Origin of the sequence: Pseudomonas sp. IT-P171 (assembly GCF_949767765.1) — a bacterium.
Lineage (GTDB): Bacteria > Pseudomonadota > Gammaproteobacteria > Pseudomonadales > Pseudomonadaceae > Aquipseudomonas > Aquipseudomonas fluorescens_B.
Window position 1 is genome coordinate 14,697 of record NZ_CATKQN010000019.1, and the last position, 16,299, is coordinate 30,995.

The window sequence follows — 16,299 nt, forward strand, 5'->3', positions numbered from 1 at the left end:
CTGTGACAGCGCGCATGGACGGCCTCGGTGTAGACTGACGGCCTTACCCGGGAGACCTGCGATGAGACCGATCCTCACGCTGCGCCAATACACTCACGACCTGATCGTCCACAGTCACGACCACGCGCAACTGGTGTTCGGGCTCTCGGGCGCGCTGGATTTCGAGGTCGACGGGCATGGCAGCCAGGTGGTTCAGCAGAGTTTCGTGGTGGTTCCGTCCGGTTTCCATCATGCCTGTGGCAGCGCCAATGGCAGCCGCTGCCTGGTGCTGGACGTGCCCAGTGATCAATGGGTGGCTCAGTCGCTTGGCGAGCACGCCGATGCCAGCCGCCGTTTGCTCGACAACGCCGGGCGTCTGCCCCTGAATGCCGGGCAAAATCAATTGGTGAACTGGCTGGCGGGCAGTCAGGTCAGCGACCCGCTGATCGCGCAACAAGGCGCGGTGCTGTTGCTGGCCAGCCTCAACCATGCCAGACCACACGTGACGGGCGGGCGGCGCCTGCCCTACGCCGCGTTGAACGCGCACATCGATCAGTACGCGGCCTACCCGCTGCAAGTCGCTGATCTGGCGCGCATCGCCGGGTTGTCCAGCGCTAGGCTGCATGCGCGGTTTGTCGCTGAATGCGGGCAGACGCCGATGGACTACATTCGCAGTCGTCGTTTGCACATGGCCGTGAGTCTGTTGCGGGATTCGGCATTGCCCATCGGCGAGATTGCCAGCCGGGTTGGCTACAGCTCGCAAAGTGCGTTTTCAGCGGCAGTGTTGCGAGAGTTTGGGGCTTCCCCCGGCAAATTGCGGCGCGAGGCTGGCGACAAATGATGCGAGCCTGACGACAGACATAACTGTTCTCACGCGGTTCAATGTACTCCGTTTGGTTCACTGTCAAGGATCGCAATGACTCCCCGTACCGCCCTCGGCGCTTTGCATATCGGCGCTCTGATGTTTGGCCTGACCGGTGTGTTCGGCAAACTCGCCGCCGCCTCCCCCGCCGTCATCGTCTTCGGTCGCGCGGCCTTTGCCGTGCTCGCCCTGGCCGTTTTCGCGCGGTTCGCCAGCCAGACGCGCTGGCAGAAACTGCAAGCCGTGGACTGGCGCCGCCTGCTGCTCAGCGGTTTGCTGCTGGCCGGGCACTGGGTGAGTTTTTTTATCGCGGTGAAGGTCGCAGGTGTGGCGATCGCGACCTTGGGTTTCGCCAGTTTTCCGGCATTTACCGTGATCCTGGAAGGGCTTGTTTTCCGCGAGCGGATTCGCGCCAATGAAGTCCTGCTGGTGGTGCTGGTGAGTGTCGGGCTGGTGCTGGTCACGCCTGATTTCGATCTTGCCAGCGGCGCCACCACCGGCCTGTTGTGGGCGATGGGCTCCGGTTTACTGTTCGCGCTACTGTCCCTGACCAACCGGGCCAGCTCCGCAAGAATTCCGCCGGTACAGGCGGCGCTGTGCCAGAACGTGGTGGTCGCGTTGTGTTTGCTGCCAGTGGCGGCGCCTCAGTTGAGCGAAGTCCGTGCCATTGACTGGCTGTGGATCGGCCTGCTCGGGGTTTTCTGCACCGGCGTCGCTCACAGCCTGTTCGTCGCCAGCCTCGCGGTGATCAAGGCGCGCACCGCCGCCGTGGTGTTTGCGCTGGAGCCGGTGTACGGCATCACCATGGCGTGGCTGCTGTTCAATGAAAACCCGACGCTGCGCATGCTGATCGGCGGCGCCTTGATCATCGTTGCGATTGTGGTGACCAGCAGGCTCTGCGGCGGTTCAAGCAAGAAAACGGTCACTGCCGAAGCCGCGTCTCACTGAGTGCGGTCGTTGTGCCCGAGGTCGCGGTCCGGATCGATCTGATCGCGGACCCGTTGCTTCAGCACCTTGGCCTCCGGAAAACCGCCGTCCGCCTTGCGCTCCCAGATCTGCACGTCGTTACAGAAAACGTGAAACACACCACCGGTGCCAGGCACCAGCGACACCTTGCCCAAGTCATCGCCAAAGGTACTGAGCAGCTCTTGCGCCAGCCACGCGGCACGCAACAGCCATTGGCATTGCGTGCAGTAGGTGATGACGATTTCCGGTTTGTGCGCGGTCATGACGAGGAAACTCCTGAACCAGAGGGCGCCGCCATGATAGTGGTTCAGCGAATACCGGCCAACAATGTCCGAGCGGTTTGTTTAAGCGGCTCATCGCCGTCCTTGAGCAATTCGTTCAGCAGCTCGATGGCACTGTTCAGATCGCCGTCATCGATGCAGTTCTGAGCCTGTTCCAGTTTGCCTGCGTTGTCCGGCACGGCGGGTTCCAGGCTAAGCGCTTCAAGCTCGAATGACGGGTCGGCATCCTTGAACTCGTTGAGAAAATCGTCGTCCAGAGACTGTGAGTCAGGTTCCGCGACCCACTCCAACTCAGGCTCGTCCAATGTCGGCTCTTCAGGCATCTCGAACACATCGGGCATCACGTGCAGGTTCGAGGTGAACGCAGGTTCGGCAACCTCGGGTAGTTTGTACGCGGGTTTAGTGTTTTCAAACGGACTGACCAGGTCCCAGTTCGAATCCATCGACAGGTCATCCAGATTCAGCTGGAACTCGTCGCCTGGCGATTCTTCGGATTTCACCGGTGTTGTGATGGCTGTCGCTGCAGCCACTGGCACCGCATTGGCCAGTTTCGGGTAGCGGGCACGAATGTCCTGAAGTTGCTGAGCATCGAACCCGGCCTCTCGCAGGCTGTTTTCCTGGACGTCATAGGCGGGCCCGTCACCTTGCTTGCCGAGGACTTCCAGCAACTGCACGGCCAGATCCGTGCGCTGTGGTTCCTTCGCCAAAGCATCGCGCAACAAGCCAGCCGCTTCGGAAAAACGACCATAGGCCAGGTAGATGCCGACGCCTTCCAGTACATCCCCTGACGGCGTTTCATCATGATGTTCGTGCGCAGATGTCAGTGGGGCGGGCTTCGCTGACGGCTCCACGAATTGATCGAGTACCGGCTCGTGTCGCGACGGCAAAACGGGAGGATCCTCGGCCTGGACGGGAACCTGCTGTCGTTGGCGACGAACGAACCAGCCCAGCAACAGCAATGACACCAACGCCAACAATCCGATGATCATTGGCCAGTTGGAGGTCTCGGGCGCTTGCAACGCGACCGGGGCTGGCGCGATAACCTCAGGCATAACCGGGGGCGCCTGGGCCTCCGCCAATTGCGTTTGCAGCTCGGTTATCTGTTTTTTCTGACCGGTGATCTGTTCGTCCTGGACCTGAAGTCTTGCATTCAGTTCATCGACGTTTTTTTGCAGTTGCTGGTTTTGCAGCACGCTGGCGGCCAATTGCTCGGCGACGGGATCAATGACGGGCGCGGCGGGCTGTTCAACTTTAGGGGCCGTTTTTTTGGCCGCGGCGGGCGGTGCAACGGCCGGTTTGACGCTCGGGTATGGAGAGTTCGGGGAGTTGGCGACCGGTTCGTCAGTCACCGGCACGATCCCCGGCGTGCCCGGCGGATCGATCAGCACCGTGTACTCGCGCAGCACACGCCCATTGGGCTGATTGAGCTGCACGAGGAAATTCAGGAAAGGTTCGTTGACGACTTTATTGGAGCTCACCCGGATCAGACTGCGGTTGCCCCGCAGGATGGGCGTGAACTTCAGGTCATTGAGAAAGAACACCCGCTCGACACCGGCGCGACTGAATTCGTCCGCGGTCGCCAGACTGACGGACAGATCGCCCTCCTCCAGACCGGCAGCATCCACCAGATCGATGTCGGCACGCAGCGGTTGATTCAGCGCCGAATGCACGGTGATTTCTCCCAGGCCCAAAGCAGGGGCGAATGCAGAGTAAGTCACGGCCCCACCCGCCAGAACCAGCCTGGCGCACCAGCGCATTACAACGTGCCAACTCTCGAGCATGAGCATCCCTTAGATAACCAGAACCAACCGGTGCGTGTTCGCACATCCGGTACGAACACGATATTGCCTAGTAGTTCTTTATAGTCTGCCGAACGGGGTATCTCAAAAACCTTACACCCGGTTCTGCCTCAAGATTTTTCCAGGTTGGCCAGGATGTGCCCGTGAACGCGCATGCAGACCTTCAAATCCGCCTCGTCGACGCCTTCAAACAGCTCGTGACGCAGTTGAGTGGCAATGGTTTCAATTTGTTCGATCAGGGGACGGGCCGGGGCACAGAGGAGGATTTTTTTCGCCCGGCGGTCTTCCACCACGGCCTGACGCTGGACAAGGCCCTGACTCTCCAGACTGTCGAGCAATCGCGCCAGGGTCGGCCCTTCGACGCCGACGCTTTGCGCCAGTTCGCGCTGGGTCGGTGCCTCTTCGAAACGCGCCAGATGCAGCAACACCAGCCAGCGCGCCTGGGACAAACCCAGACCGGCCAGACGGCGGTCCAGTTCGGCACGCCAGCCGCGCGACATCTGGGCCAGTTGCATGCCAAAGCGGTGTTGATCGGTTAACGGCATAAAACACTCATGGTTAGACTGAAATAAGAGAAAAACTAATTATTAGTCAGCTAAGCATGACCCTTGCCCAGAGGCAAGGCTTGCTATGTACTGAATCGTTACATCAATACAACCCTGTCCGGGATTTGAAATTCAGATCTCGAATTCCGATTGCAGCGCGGCTCGAACACAGTACAAAACACCTTCCGGCACGCGACCGGCGAACAGCGCGGCAATCTCCGCCACCGGCGGCAACTCGCCCTCGCCGTCGAGAAACGCATCCTGGACTTCGCCCATCAAGTCTTCGGGCAGGTCCAGCGCCTGTTCCAGCGACAACTGCTGCTTGCCAATGGCTTCGGCGAGCATGGTGTAGACATTCTTTTCCGAGCACTGCAATTGACCGGCAATTTGCAGCGGCGTCATGCCGGCCCGAGCGAGGGTGATCAGTTCGTGGCGCACGTCGGCCACCACTTTCGGTGCCTCGACCTGGCCACCGAGCACTTCGAGGAAGGCCTCGCCATACCGTTCGAGTTTGCGTGCACCGACGCCGCTGACCGTGGCCATTTCCGACAGCGAAGTCGGTTGGCTGCGGAGCATTTCCAGCAACGTCGAATCGGGGAAGATGACATAAGGCGGCACACCGTGCTCTTCGGCGAGCTTGCGACGCAAGGCACGCAAGGCTTCCCACTGTTCGCGCTCTTCGCCACGGACCAGTTGGCTCGCCTGGCTCTTGCTGCTTTTCGCCGTGGTTTGCGGCTTGAGGTCGCGGCGCAATTCCAGCGTCACTTCGCCTTTGAGCAGAGGCCGACAGGTGTCACTGAGGCGCAGGCCGCCGTAGCCTTCGAGATCGATATCGGCCAGACCACGGGCCACCAGCTGCCGGAACAGGGAACGCCACTCACTCTCGCCCATCGCCTTGCCGACACCGTATACCGACAGATGCTGATGGCCAAAGCTGCGGACTTTTTCGTTGTCCTTGCCCAACAACACATCCACCAGATGGCCGACGCCATAACGCTGACCGGTGCGGTAAATCGCCGAGAGCGCCTGACGGGCCGGCTCGGTGGCGTCCCAGGTCTGTACGCCGTCGACGCAGTTGTCGCAGTGGCCACACGGCTCGGGCATGTCTTCGTCGAAGTAGGCCAGCAAGGTTTGACGCCGGCAGCGGGTTTCTTCGCAGAGGGAGAGCATCGCGTCGAGCTTGTGCTGCTCCAGACGCTTGTGACGCTCGTCACCTTCGGAGTTCTGCAGCATCTGCTTGAGCATCACCACGTCTTGCAGGCCGTAGGCCATCCACGCATCCGCCGGCAGACCGTCACGGCCGCCGCGCCCGGTTTCCTGGTAGTACGCCTCAAGGGATTTCGGCAGATCGAGGTGCGCGACGAAACGCACGTTGGGCTTGTCGATGCCCATGCCGAATGCCACGGTGGCGACCATGATCAGGCCTTCCTCGTTGAGGAAGCGCTTCTGGTGGTGGGCACGGGTTTCGTTGGCCAGACCGGCGTGATACGGCAGGGCCGGGAAGCCTTGCTCGCTGAGGAACACCGCCACTTCGTCGACTTTTTTGCGCGACAGGCAATAGACGATGCCGGCATCGCTGCGTCGTTCGGCGAGGAACGCCAACAACTGCTTGCGCGGCTGTTCCTTGGGCACGATGCGATAGAAAATGTTCGGACGGTCGAAACTGGAGAGGAAGCGTTCGGCATTCTGCAGATGCAGGCGATCGACGATCTCTTCCCGGGTGCGCTTGTCGGCAGTCGCGGTGAGGGCGATGCGCGGGACGTTGGGGAACAACTCCGCCAACTGACCCAGTTGCAGGTATTCGCGGCGGAAGTCGTGACCCCATTGCGACACGCAATGCGCTTCGTCGATGGCGAACAAGGCGATTTCAAGGCTTTGCAGGAAGGCCAGCATGCGCGGCTGGACCAGACGCTCAGGCGCCAGATAAAGCATTTTCACTTCACCGCGTTTGATCCGCGCGGCGAGGTCGCGTTGTTGCTCGGCGCTCAGCGTGGAGTTCAACGCAGCGGCGGCGACGCCCAGTTCCTCGAGGGTCGCCACCTGGTCGTCCATCAGCGCGATCAGCGGCGACACCACCACCGCCAGGCCTTCGCGCAACAGCGCCGGCACCTGGAAGCACAGGGATTTGCCGCCACCGGTAGGCATCAGTACCAGGGCGTCGCCGCCACTGGCCACGCGCTCAATGATCGCACCCTGACGGCCACGGAAACTGTCGTAGCCGAAGATGTCCTTGAGGACGCGTTGAGCCTGTTCGAGCATAAAAACTCCAAAAATCACCGAAACATCCCTGCAAGGCTGGGTCAGGATCCGCAAGACTGCACTGACAAATCGTAAGTGCACATTGCATGACGCTTCACATTTCAGCCGCGACGCCAGCAGGGCATCACAAAACGCGGGAGTATACCCGAGGCCTCGCTTGCAAAGGGCGCCGCTGAGAAGACACATAAGGACAAACACCGCAATCCCTGTGGGAGCGAGCCTGCTCGCGATGGCGGCATGTCAGGCGATAAATGTATTGGATGTACCGACCTCATCGCGAGCAGGCTCGCTCCCACAGGGATTGCGGTGCTTGTGAGGTCCCAGCGTTGCAAATATCCCGCGCGGCTGGCCTGAGTGCTCAAGAAGGCCTAGAATTCCCGCATCTGTTTAATTCCCAAGGTAGCCCTTTAATGTCCTTCGCTGAGCAACTAACCCGCCTGCAAGTCTTCCTCGACGCTGATGAACTGCATGACGAGGCGCTGGACTACGTGGCCGCCCACGGCTACCTCACCGCCTTGTCGATCTGTTCCGAAAGCGTTCCCGACCGCGAATGGATCGATGCCCTCTTCGCCGAAGAGCCGCATTACGCCGACGACACCGAGCGTGAAGCGATCGAATCCACCCTGCTGGCTCTCAAGGCTCACATCGCTCGCCAACTGGCATCCGATGAAGAGTTCGAGCTGCCATGCGACCTCGACCTTGGCGACGAGCCGGATGACTCCGACCTGCGCGGCTGGTGCATCGGCTTCATGGAAGGCGTGTTCCTGCGCGAAGCGTCCTGGTTCGAAACCGCCGAAGACGAAGTCAGCGAAATGCTGCTGCCGATCATGGTCGGTTCCGGCCTGTTCGACGAACAGCCTGAGTTCGAAGACATCGCCAAAGACGCCAACCTGATGGACGACATGATCGTGCAGATCCCGGAAGCCCTGACCGCGCTGTACCTGCTGTGCAACGCGCCAGACGAAAAACCGGCGATCCTCAAGCCACGTCACCACTAAGGTTCTGCCTATGGACAACCCCATAGGCCACCGCTCCCTGATGTTGCGTTACGGGCTGCTGGCCATCGGCTGGCTGAGCGTAGCGCTGGGGGTGATCGGGATTTTCCTGCCGGTGTTGCCCACCACGCCTTTCCTGCTACTGGCGGCCGCGTGCTTCGCTCGCAGTTCACCGCGCTTTTATAGCTGGCTGGTGGAGCATCCGCGGCTGGGCCCGTGGATTCGCGACTACCTCGACGGCAACGGCATTCCGCTCAAGGGCAAGGTCTACGCGATTGGCCTTATGTGGGTGAGCATTCTGTTGTCGTGTTACCTGGTGCCCCTGCCGTGGGCACGCGGTTTTATGCTGACCAGTGCGGTGCTGGTGACGGTTTACATTCTTCGGCAGAAAACCCTGCGTTGATCCTGAACATCTCGACGCTGTTAATAGCGGATTAGCCTGCTTTCAACTTCTGCCAGTTTCCCCTCCACTCATCGGAAATACATTCAAACCTGTTATTTCTGACAGTAGCCAACTCAACTGTTCGAGGCCTTAAATCACTCCGTCCCCTTGACCAACCGGAGTCATGATCATGGCTGTTACCCCCTCGAACAGTTCATTGCTTACGCCCCAAGATACTGATGAAAATCAGTTAACGATCAGTACAATCGTTGATCCCGGCGGCTCGACCATCATTAACCGAACTACCTACCAAACATCTTTAAAAGTTGGCGGCATCAACGCCGAACGGAACAGCTTAGTCTGGATAATGTACGGTAACGACAAGCTGGGTGAAGCAACAAGCAACAGCGCCGGTGAGTGGGTGACGCCACTGCTCGATGCGCCGAAGTTCGATTGCTACAGTGTGTTCGCTGTAGGCAAATGGGCTAACCAACCTGTATCGATTCCTAGAAAGTTTACCGTCGCTACCGACACGCCAATCATAAATTCGGTAGTTGCCGACGGAAAGCCGATTGCTGACGGTGACACCATTAGTGAGACTTCAGTCACCATTACCTGCAATGCGCCCCCGAACCAGAATGCCGAAGTGCTTGATGGCGATACTTCACTTAAAACCGAGCTAACCAATGCCTGCGGAATATGCACTTTCAAGCTGGAGGATCTGGATCCAGGCTCCTACAACATCACGGTGAAGGGTGCCAATGGCAAGGTGTCGCCCCCTTTCAAATTTACCGTGAAAGAGGACGTTATCACGCCAATCACCCTAGACAAGGTCACTACCGCTGGCGGAGTTGAAGTTCCCGACGGCACCACAACACCTGAGACTTCCCTGTTTGTGGAAGGCGAAGGCGAACCGGGCGAGAAGGTTGAAGTATTCAAAAATGGTGACACGCTGGGTGACGCGACTGTGGATCAAAACGGTCGCTACAGACATCCAACAGGCTTGTTGACCGAAGCCACCCACGCCTTCACCGTCACAGCAAAATACTCAGGTGGCGGCACGGCTGGGCCATACACGATTACAGTGGAAGCGGCTACCACCGCGCCTACAGAAACCCGTATCTACGATGATGAAGGGAACGTAATTGCTAATGGGGGAGACATAAACAAGAGCTGGCTTATTGCCAGGGGCCTCCATACGCCGAACAGTGCGGTCAAGATCAAGGTCAACGGTGCTATCCGAGCTGATTCAGAGTCCACCGACGATGAGGGCAGGTGGGTCTTTTTCCTAAGCGGTCTGTCAGTCGGGACAATCTATGAGATTAGCGCCCTGACACTAGATGAAAAGGCTGAGTCCAATAAATGGAGTGTCGTGGCCAGAGCCCCTTCCGAAGACTAGAAAAACGTGCAACAGACAGAACGAAAAAAAAACCGCTGACAGCGGTTTTTTTTCGTCTCTGACATTTAAAACTGATAGTTCAAACCAAAGGTGGCGGCCACCGGCTGTTCGATATTTTTACCCTTGGCATAATCGACACCGACATCAAAACGCAGGTTCTCGGACACCGAAACTGTCACCCCGGCACCGACTTCGAAACCAGAACCCGACAAGTTGTTGTTGATCGGGTTTCCGTTGACCCGCACGTTGTTGTCGTTCGATGCAAACTCATGGACCGCCGCCACCCGCCCGTATGGACGTACCTGAGTATTACCCAGGTCGATGCTTCGACCGGCCATGACGCCCAGCTTGCTGCGCAACGAATGTGTGCGGTCACCTTCGGCCTCCATGTCGTTGTCCAGACGATAGTTCTTGCCCTGGATGACGGCCGCGGATACCTGGGCAGAAGGTTGGGCGAACCAGCCATCCCCGAGATCAATATTGCGGCCACCTTCTACGATCGCACTCACTGCCGAGTTGCTGTAATCGCCCTCGGCACGTTTGCCATCGCTCATGCGGACCTTGGACTCATTACGGAAATGGTTGAACTTCAGGGCGCCATCAACGTAGTAGCCGGTGTCGCGATTCAGCCAGCCAAAATAGGGGCCGAAGTAGTAGCTGTTGACCTCGGCCGAGGTGCCACCATTGAGGTCCACATCGGATTTGCTGTAACCCGCCAGCATACCGACCTTCCAGGGACTGTCACCCAACCGGGTGTCGGCACCCAGGGTGAAACCCTGCTGCTGTTGACGATAACCCACACCCGACGAACCATCGTCAACGTTCCATTTGTTGCCATATGACCGTACCCACAGGCCATGGCGCTTGTCGTCCGCCTGCAACTCGCTCATGCGGTATTCCAGCGACTTCAACTCGCCGTACGACACGGTAAGGGCCGTTTGAAACAGGGCCGCCACTGATTGCGCGCCGGACGTGAGACGGGTGGTCGGGTTCAGGTAATACTCTGCGTCACCGGCTGCGTTGGTTCTTTCGGCCAAATCATACTCAAATGTCCCAACATCGACCCGGCCTCCCAGCAGCGAGAAAGCTGCGTTGTTATTGGCAATTTGCACCAGCGTGAGTTGCTGAGGAGACGTCGCGTCCTTGCCCGAAGCGTTGACGGCCAACTCGTAGCTGCCATTCGCCGTATCGGCTTTCAGCAAGTCGCTTTCACCGGTCTGGAAATTGCCCTGCATGGCAATGATGCCGTTTCCGGAAAGCGTACCGACCTCAAGTTGACGATTCGCACGCTGCGCGCCAGGTGCACCGAAATTGACGATACCGTCGTTCATCGACAAGTTGTCGATGCTGTCATTGTCGACCATGGTCAGGCTCGACTGGTTGAGCGTCAGGTTGCTGTTGTTCAAGCGCCCGGTGAACGATGAGCCATTGTTCAGGGTGACATTGGCGGTGGAGCCGTTTTCACGCAGGATGTCCCCCACCATCGAGGCGCCGTTGAACGAGAGGTCCACTGTGCTGTTCTGCAACACTTGCACGTTGCCTTCCAACGCACTGCCGACGACATTCATTGCCGCAGTGGAAGCGCCTTGTACTTTCAACAGAGTGCCATCAGCCGCCCGCAGAACACTGTTGTTCTGCACTTGAATCGTCGCGCCTTGAACGCCGCCTTCCACCAGGATCGCCGGCCCGCTACGGCCTTCTACAGTGGAGTTGTCCAGCAACAATGTATTTGTGCCCTGGCCGCCAGCGTCATTGGTCATCCGTACGCCTGCGCTGTCGCCGCTGATCAGTGTGCCTGCCAATGCGCGAACATCACCGCCACGACTGTCCAGGCCAAAGCTGCCGGCATTCGTCCCTCTGAGTTCGCTGTTTACCAGCGTCAATGTACTCAGACCGGTGACCAGTGCTCCCGTCTCCCCCCCCAGGAATCTGCTGTCGGTTGCGGTGACAGTCGAGCCTTGTGTGGATGAATTGGGTCGACTGACCCATAGCGCCCGGGTGTCAGCAGTGACGGTGGCCGATCGGATGGTGGCCTGGCTTTCACTCACCAAAATGCCGTGGGAGCCACTGTTGCCGTTGACGATGGCGCCGTCGATGTTCAAGGTCGACCCGGTCTGGATGGTCAAGCTTTGGGTCGTGGCGCCCACGGCATTGAGTACACCGCCATTTTCCACTATGTAGTCGTTAAGCGGATCTGCCGGACCTATCGTCTCGTTTTGGCCAGCGCCGATAGTGATCGCCGCCAGTGCCGAAGGGCTGACCAAAAAAAAAGCCGGTAAAAAGGCCAGCACTTTGAATTTCATAACGGCGGGCTTATGTGTAATTGGACTGTCAAAGTTCATAGGTCTGTCCTTTCGTCTTCTTGTCTCCTGCAAAGAAGCGGAGAACGTTGAGGGCTGCGGACGATACAGAGACTTCCTACAAAAAAATGTAGGATTTATCTCTGAAAGAGTAAGAAGAAACCACTACAGGCCTAACAACAAAACGTGTATCCGGCGCTTGGACACCGGATACACAGTTGGACTCAGCACACAGGCTTTCGCCTGTTGACTCTCAACCTATGCAGGATCAGTCACAGCAGGCAGATCGCAAGTATCCGATCCTCGACTCATGTTGACCCGGACAACAACACCTTTGGTAGAAACGAATTCGCCTTCTATATCGACGGTGTAGTCCACTCGGCCATAAGCATTACGTGTCGCCAGCAAAGGGGCATACTGAACGTACATATCAAAGCCGTCAGTGGCCTGCGCTAAAGTGGGAGTAAATTTCACGTCGAATTCAGACCCAGCAATAAGGTCCGACGGAACAGCATTAGCGTTTGGATAACCGCCATAGATCAGTGTAATTTCCCTATCTGCCAGTCGCGTATCTCCCGGAATACGGACGACCCCCACTACTTCGTTATTAGGCAACACCAATCTTCTCAACGAACTGCATATGAATCCGACTCTGTCATCTGCATTCATATGCCTGAATCCAGCCGCTATCAAAATGGTCGGAGTCGTCCGAACATACGCAGTTTGCTGAGGTGAAACCGCTTCATTAAAGTTCAGACCATGTGTCACTAGGACCTGAAGCTGCGCAGTATCGTCGTCTCCAACATTGTCAAGAAATGCCCATGTAAGATTGAAAGGTATAGGTTGTAACGGGTCTTCGCTGCCATCATCGGGATGTTTCCAGATCCCGCCCGGAGGGGGTACTTCACGACCATTAAAAAGAAACTGTGCCGTATCGCCAACTTTGAAAAGAGGATGAAACGGCAAAAATCCTTTTACAGGACCACCGTCTTGTTTATCGGCGGCCGTCAGCCTATTTTTCACACTGCTTTTTGGGCCCTGAATCCATGGCTGTAACAAAGTTTCATCCGGTGGATTGGGTTTAAGAGGATCAAACGGTGCAGCCGGCTTCCTGACGTCGAGCCAGACTCTCCTGGTAATCCAGTCCTTGGGAAAGAATACGTTTCCGCGTTTGATCTTGTACCCCAACTCTACTTGTCTTCGTCCATGACCTTGCGCAAGAAGAGCCTGGCTATTGAGGTCATGCACAGAAGGGAACCCAATCATAGATTGTTCTGGCTGCTCTACCCCATCGATGGATACAACCAGTTTATCCAACGAAGTGTTTATGTTCGGATACGATTTTTCAAGGCCCGCACCAACGCCGTCAATAAATTGTTGTACCTCAAGAGCATCGCTATCGGCATCTACTATTTGAGGGACGTATAGCGAGTCCGCAACAACTGGTCGAGCATCTTTGAACACCCATACGTTCGTCAGTTCCGACGGTACAGCCGGTACCCCCGGATAACTTTCCCCTTCGACCCAAACAATGTACGCCCCGTCATAACTGTCGACGTGCGCAGCAGTCAAATTGAACACTATTGGAGTATCTTTATTACTTGCATCAACCCTGACAGACCCGACTTCTCGCCTGACTTGCCTACTGGGCCCAATAAAGCATTTAAGCAAATCACCCAGCCTTTTTCCTGTGTAATTCTGGTACGTCAACGGGACAGTCGCGCCCCCTGTAAAATTTTCCGGGCCTATACCATAATCTTGCACGGACTGCGACAACTCTACCGTTTTATCAAGCGTTGGCGGAGCTTTATCGACCATATAGTCCAATGAGTTCACAGTCGCAGGGTTGCCGCCAAAATCCAGGGTATAGCTGATTTTGCGTAGTCCGTCTTTATCTTTATCTATCAGATGAAGCGTCATTGGAATAGGAGGCGGTGGATCGAGAGGCGTTACCTCTTCGTATTTGTACGTAAGAGCATCCTCGGTTCCATCTACTGACATTCGAATAGTGACGAGGGTCGGCACTGGATCAGCGTGATCTGCGAATTCCGGAACAAGAAAATCGAGCGACTTATTGAAATAAGCATAAGGAAGATACCGTGGGCCATCGACTATCAAGGGCGGTAATAACGGATTAGCGGCGCCTGGCGCAGGGGCATTCAAATCAACAAGTTTCAGACTGGATCGAAACGCCCGATATTGCGCCCTGTCCCTGCCATTAAAAGGAAAACTTTCTTTTTTGGACATTTTAATACTCCTGTGATGTTGAGCTTTATTGCCCTGACGTTCAGTTATCGCAATGCCAGGCAAAGAGCACCGACACTGATCACTCGCCTTACACTGATGAGTGCTTCACTCATCTCGATGTCTTGATTTAAAGGCAGCCACGCAAGACTGACTACTGTCAGAAATCACAGGTTTTGCTACCACTGGTCGGACACTTTCATAAACTGCGCCCAACAAAAAACCCGCCATCCCTTACGCAGGGATGGCGGGTTTTGTTGTTTAAGGTTTCAGGTCACACGGTATCCACCTTCAACGAGTGGTCATTCAACATGCCGTTGATGATGGTCGCCGTATCTGCCCCGCCGGCAATCACCCCGCCCGCCCCCGGCGACACGCCGTAATGGCTGGCCAGGTCCACACCAGCCAGGTCGATGGTCTGGTTCGGCGCGGCGCCGGCCATGCCGCTGACGTCGATGCTGGTGACCAGTGAATCGCCGCTGCCGGTGACTTTGAAATGCAGGTAGTCATCCAGTGACGCTGCGGTGCCGTTCTCGCCTTGCAGCAGTTGCGACAGGTCGAGTTTGTCGGTGCCCGGGGTGAAGTCGGTGACCACGTCGTGACCGCTGTTATCTTTGAGCCACTGGAAGGTGTCCGCGCCGGCACCACCGGTGAGGGTGTTGTTGCCGAGCCCGCCGATGAGCAAGTCGTCGCCGCCGCCCCCGTTGAGCACATCGTTGCCGAGGCCGCCGGTGATGATGTTGTTGTGGTTGTCGCCGGTGAGTGTGTCGTCGAAGTTGGAACCGGTGAGGTTTTCAATCGCGGTCAGGGTGTCGGTGCCCGCGCCCAGTGTGTTTTGCGCGCCGAGAAGGCTCAGGTCGACCTTGACCCCGGCAGTGGCGTGGAGGTAGCTCGCGGTGTCGAGGCCGGTGCCGCCGTCGAGCAGGTCGTTGCCCGCGCCGCTGTAGAGCAAGTCATTGCCGGCGTCGCCGTGCAGTTCGTTGTTGCCAGCACCGGCGGTGAGCACATCATTGCCGTCGCCGGCGTTGATCACGTTGTCGCCGGTGCCCGCCACCAGCACGTCATCGCCCGCCGTACCGGCGAGCGTGTGACCGTCCTGGTAGGTGATGGTCACGCCGGCGCTGTCGCTGCCGCCGTGGTGGTCGTTGACGGTGTAGGTGCCGTGGTAGTCCGGGGTGGTGTTGTGGGCGCCGGAGTAGTCGACAGTCAGAGTCAGCTGGTAGTTTTCCGCGCCCTTGCCGCTGTGGCCCGGCCCGTCGTTGTCGATGTTGGTGATGTGGATCTGGTAGGTGCCGTCCGTTGCGGCGGTGATGGTCTGGCCATCGCCGATGGCAATGAACGCACCACCGTTGACCGAGTACTCCATGGCGACGTGACCGGCCGCCAGATTGTGGTCGAGGTTAAGGGTTTCACCCTGTTTGAGGGTGACGGTGATGCGGTCCTCGTCGTTGAGGGTGTTGTGTTTGACTTCGCCCAACGCGCCGCTGACCACCAGCACCGCGGTCATGGCGGCGGTGTTGGCGACGAAGGCACTGCGGGCGATGCTGACGGACTGCGCATTGCCGCCGGTGAAGCTGTAGTTCTGGTGGCTGCCGGTGAAGTCCGCACCTTTGGCGATCCAGCCGGTGTTGAACGTCGTCGGTGATGCGGTGAGTGAATCGCCCTTCGAATCGGTCTCGTTGGCCAGCAACGCTTCGCCCGGCACCGCGACGCTGCCCGACAGCACGTTGGTGATGACGGTTACGTCATTATCGCTGGACGCTTTGATGCAACTGTTGTTGACGTCGATGGTGAGGGTCGTGGTGCTTTCGTCGCCGTCGTTATCACGCAGGGTGTAAGTGAACACGTCGGTCGCGCCCGGGCCGTTCACGGAGTTCGGATAGCTGTGGTACTCGGCGTTGCCCTGGGCGTCCAGGGTCAGGTAGCCGTAAGTGCCGTTGATCTGGGTGTTGAGCCCGCCGTTCACCGGCGTCGAAGTGTCCGAGCCGGCGCGCACGCCGACCACGCCACCGCCGAGCAAGGGGCCATCGGCGCCGGCGACATCGTTCCACAGCACGTTGCCGCTGACGACGCCGCCTTCGGTCACTGAAGTGGCGTCAGGGTTGGCGTTCGGCGTGTCATCGACGATGTTGACGTCGAGTTGCCCGGTCGCGGTGCTGCCGTTGACATCCTTGGCCACCACGTCGAAATGCTCGGAAATGCTGTTGGCGCCGCCGGCGTTCGGGTGGTCGCTGTCGTAGTTGAGGGTGTAGCTGTAAGTCACCACGCCGGTGGCCGGGTTGAAACCA

Annotated in this window: 12 protein-coding genes; 5 read left to right on the forward strand and 7 right to left on the reverse strand. The window is 57.9% G+C overall.

What is annotated here, in order from left to right; genetic code table 11:
• Positions 1-61 precede the first annotated feature (61 nt).
• On the forward strand, positions 62-820 hold the full coding sequence (locus ACM6I5_RS14795) for an AraC family transcriptional regulator (RefSeq protein WP_414884132.1): 759 nt from the start codon (positions 62-64) through the stop codon (positions 818-820).
• A 75-nt stretch (positions 821-895) separates the two neighbouring features.
• A complete protein-coding gene (locus ACM6I5_RS14800; protein WP_414884133.1) occupies positions 896-1,789 on the forward strand; it encodes a DMT family transporter in 894 nt (297 codons plus the stop codon).
• Here the strand turns inward: ACM6I5_RS14800 and ACM6I5_RS14805 are convergent.
• From ACM6I5_RS14805 to recQ, 4 genes are all read right to left on the reverse strand, one after another.
• Positions 1,783-2,070, reverse strand: coding sequence for a SelT/SelW/SelH family protein (locus tag ACM6I5_RS14805; protein ID WP_017337124.1), 288 nt, complete (start codon positions 2,068-2,070; stop codon positions 1,783-1,785). The genes ACM6I5_RS14800 and ACM6I5_RS14805 overlap by 7 nt on opposite strands.
• A gap of 44 nt (positions 2,071-2,114) precedes the next feature.
• A complete protein-coding gene (locus ACM6I5_RS14810) occupies positions 2,115-3,869 on the reverse strand; it encodes a FimV/HubP family polar landmark protein (protein WP_414884134.1) in 1,755 nt (584 codons plus the stop codon).
• A 128-nt stretch (positions 3,870-3,997) separates the two neighbouring features.
• Positions 3,998-4,432, reverse strand: coding sequence for a MarR family transcriptional regulator (locus ACM6I5_RS14815; RefSeq protein ID WP_017337122.1), 435 nt, complete (start codon positions 4,430-4,432; stop codon positions 3,998-4,000).
• A 132-nt stretch (positions 4,433-4,564) separates the two neighbouring features.
• A complete protein-coding gene (gene recQ, locus ACM6I5_RS14820) occupies positions 4,565-6,691 on the reverse strand; it encodes a DNA helicase RecQ (protein ID WP_017337121.1) in 2,127 nt (708 codons plus the stop codon).
• Between the two features lie 410 nt (positions 6,692-7,101).
• Here recQ and ACM6I5_RS14825 point away from each other — a divergent pair, with 410 nt between their 5' ends.
• The 3 genes from ACM6I5_RS14825 (at position 7,102) to ACM6I5_RS14835 (ending at position 9,467) form a co-directional block, all read left to right on the forward strand.
• Complete coding sequence (locus ACM6I5_RS14825) at positions 7,102-7,689, forward strand: UPF0149 family protein (RefSeq protein ID WP_414884135.1); 588 nt, start codon at positions 7,102-7,104, stop codon at positions 7,687-7,689.
• A gap of 10 nt (positions 7,690-7,699) precedes the next feature.
• A complete protein-coding gene (locus tag ACM6I5_RS14830) occupies positions 7,700-8,089 on the forward strand; it encodes a YbaN family protein (protein ID WP_414878485.1) in 390 nt (129 codons plus the stop codon).
• Between the two features lie 169 nt (positions 8,090-8,258).
• Positions 8,259-9,467 (forward strand): Ig-like domain-containing protein, encoded by a 1,209-nt coding sequence (locus tag ACM6I5_RS14835; protein ID WP_414884136.1) that lies wholly within the window; start codon positions 8,259-8,261, stop codon positions 9,465-9,467.
• 65 nt (positions 9,468-9,532) lie between these two features.
• Here the strand turns inward: ACM6I5_RS14835 and ACM6I5_RS14840 are convergent, their stop codons facing one another.
• The 3 genes from ACM6I5_RS14840 to ACM6I5_RS14850 all read right to left on the reverse strand — a co-directional run.
• Complete coding sequence (locus tag ACM6I5_RS14840) at positions 9,533-11,770, reverse strand: autotransporter outer membrane beta-barrel domain-containing protein (RefSeq protein WP_414884137.1); 2,238 nt, start codon at positions 11,768-11,770, stop codon at positions 9,533-9,535.
• A 255-nt stretch (positions 11,771-12,025) separates the two neighbouring features.
• The gene (locus ACM6I5_RS14845) at positions 12,026-14,014 is read right to left on the reverse strand and encodes a hypothetical protein (RefSeq protein WP_414884138.1); all 1,989 of its coding nucleotides are present in this window, start codon (positions 14,012-14,014) and stop codon (positions 12,026-12,028) included.
• A 271-nt stretch (positions 14,015-14,285) separates the two neighbouring features.
• Positions 14,286-16,299 (reverse strand): type I secretion C-terminal target domain-containing protein (locus tag ACM6I5_RS14850; protein ID WP_414884139.1); only part of this gene is annotated, 2,014 nt, incomplete at its 5' end.

Excerpts from the sequence above, each read along its gene's own strand:
- ACM6I5_RS14795 (WP_414884132.1), top strand. The coding sequence starts at position 62 with ATGAGACCGATCCTCACGCTGCGCCAATACACTCACGACCTGATCGTC.
- ACM6I5_RS14800 (WP_414884133.1), top strand. The coding sequence starts at position 896 with ATGACTCCCCGTACCGCCCTCGGCGCTTTGCATATCGGCGCTCTGATG.
- ACM6I5_RS14805 (WP_017337124.1), bottom strand. The coding sequence starts at position 2,070 with ATGACCGCGCACAAACCGGAAATCGTCATCACCTACTGCACGCAATGC.
- ACM6I5_RS14810 (WP_414884134.1), bottom strand. The coding sequence starts at position 3,869 with ATGCTCGAGAGTTGGCACGTTGTAATGCGCTGGTGCGCCAGGCTGGTT.
- ACM6I5_RS14815 (WP_017337122.1), bottom strand. The coding sequence starts at position 4,432 with ATGCCGTTAACCGATCAACACCGCTTTGGCATGCAACTGGCCCAGATG.
- recQ (WP_017337121.1), bottom strand. The coding sequence starts at position 6,691 with ATGCTCGAACAGGCTCAACGCGTCCTCAAGGACATCTTCGGCTACGAC.
- ACM6I5_RS14825 (WP_414884135.1), top strand. The coding sequence starts at position 7,102 with ATGTCCTTCGCTGAGCAACTAACCCGCCTGCAAGTCTTCCTCGACGCT.
- ACM6I5_RS14830 (WP_414878485.1), top strand. The coding sequence starts at position 7,700 with ATGGACAACCCCATAGGCCACCGCTCCCTGATGTTGCGTTACGGGCTG.
- ACM6I5_RS14835 (WP_414884136.1), top strand. The coding sequence starts at position 8,259 with ATGGCTGTTACCCCCTCGAACAGTTCATTGCTTACGCCCCAAGATACT.
- ACM6I5_RS14840 (WP_414884137.1), bottom strand. The coding sequence starts at position 11,770 with ATGAAATTCAAAGTGCTGGCCTTTTTACCGGCTTTTTTTTTGGTCAGC.
- ACM6I5_RS14845 (WP_414884138.1), bottom strand. The coding sequence starts at position 14,014 with ATGTCCAAAAAAGAAAGTTTTCCTTTTAATGGCAGGGACAGGGCGCAA.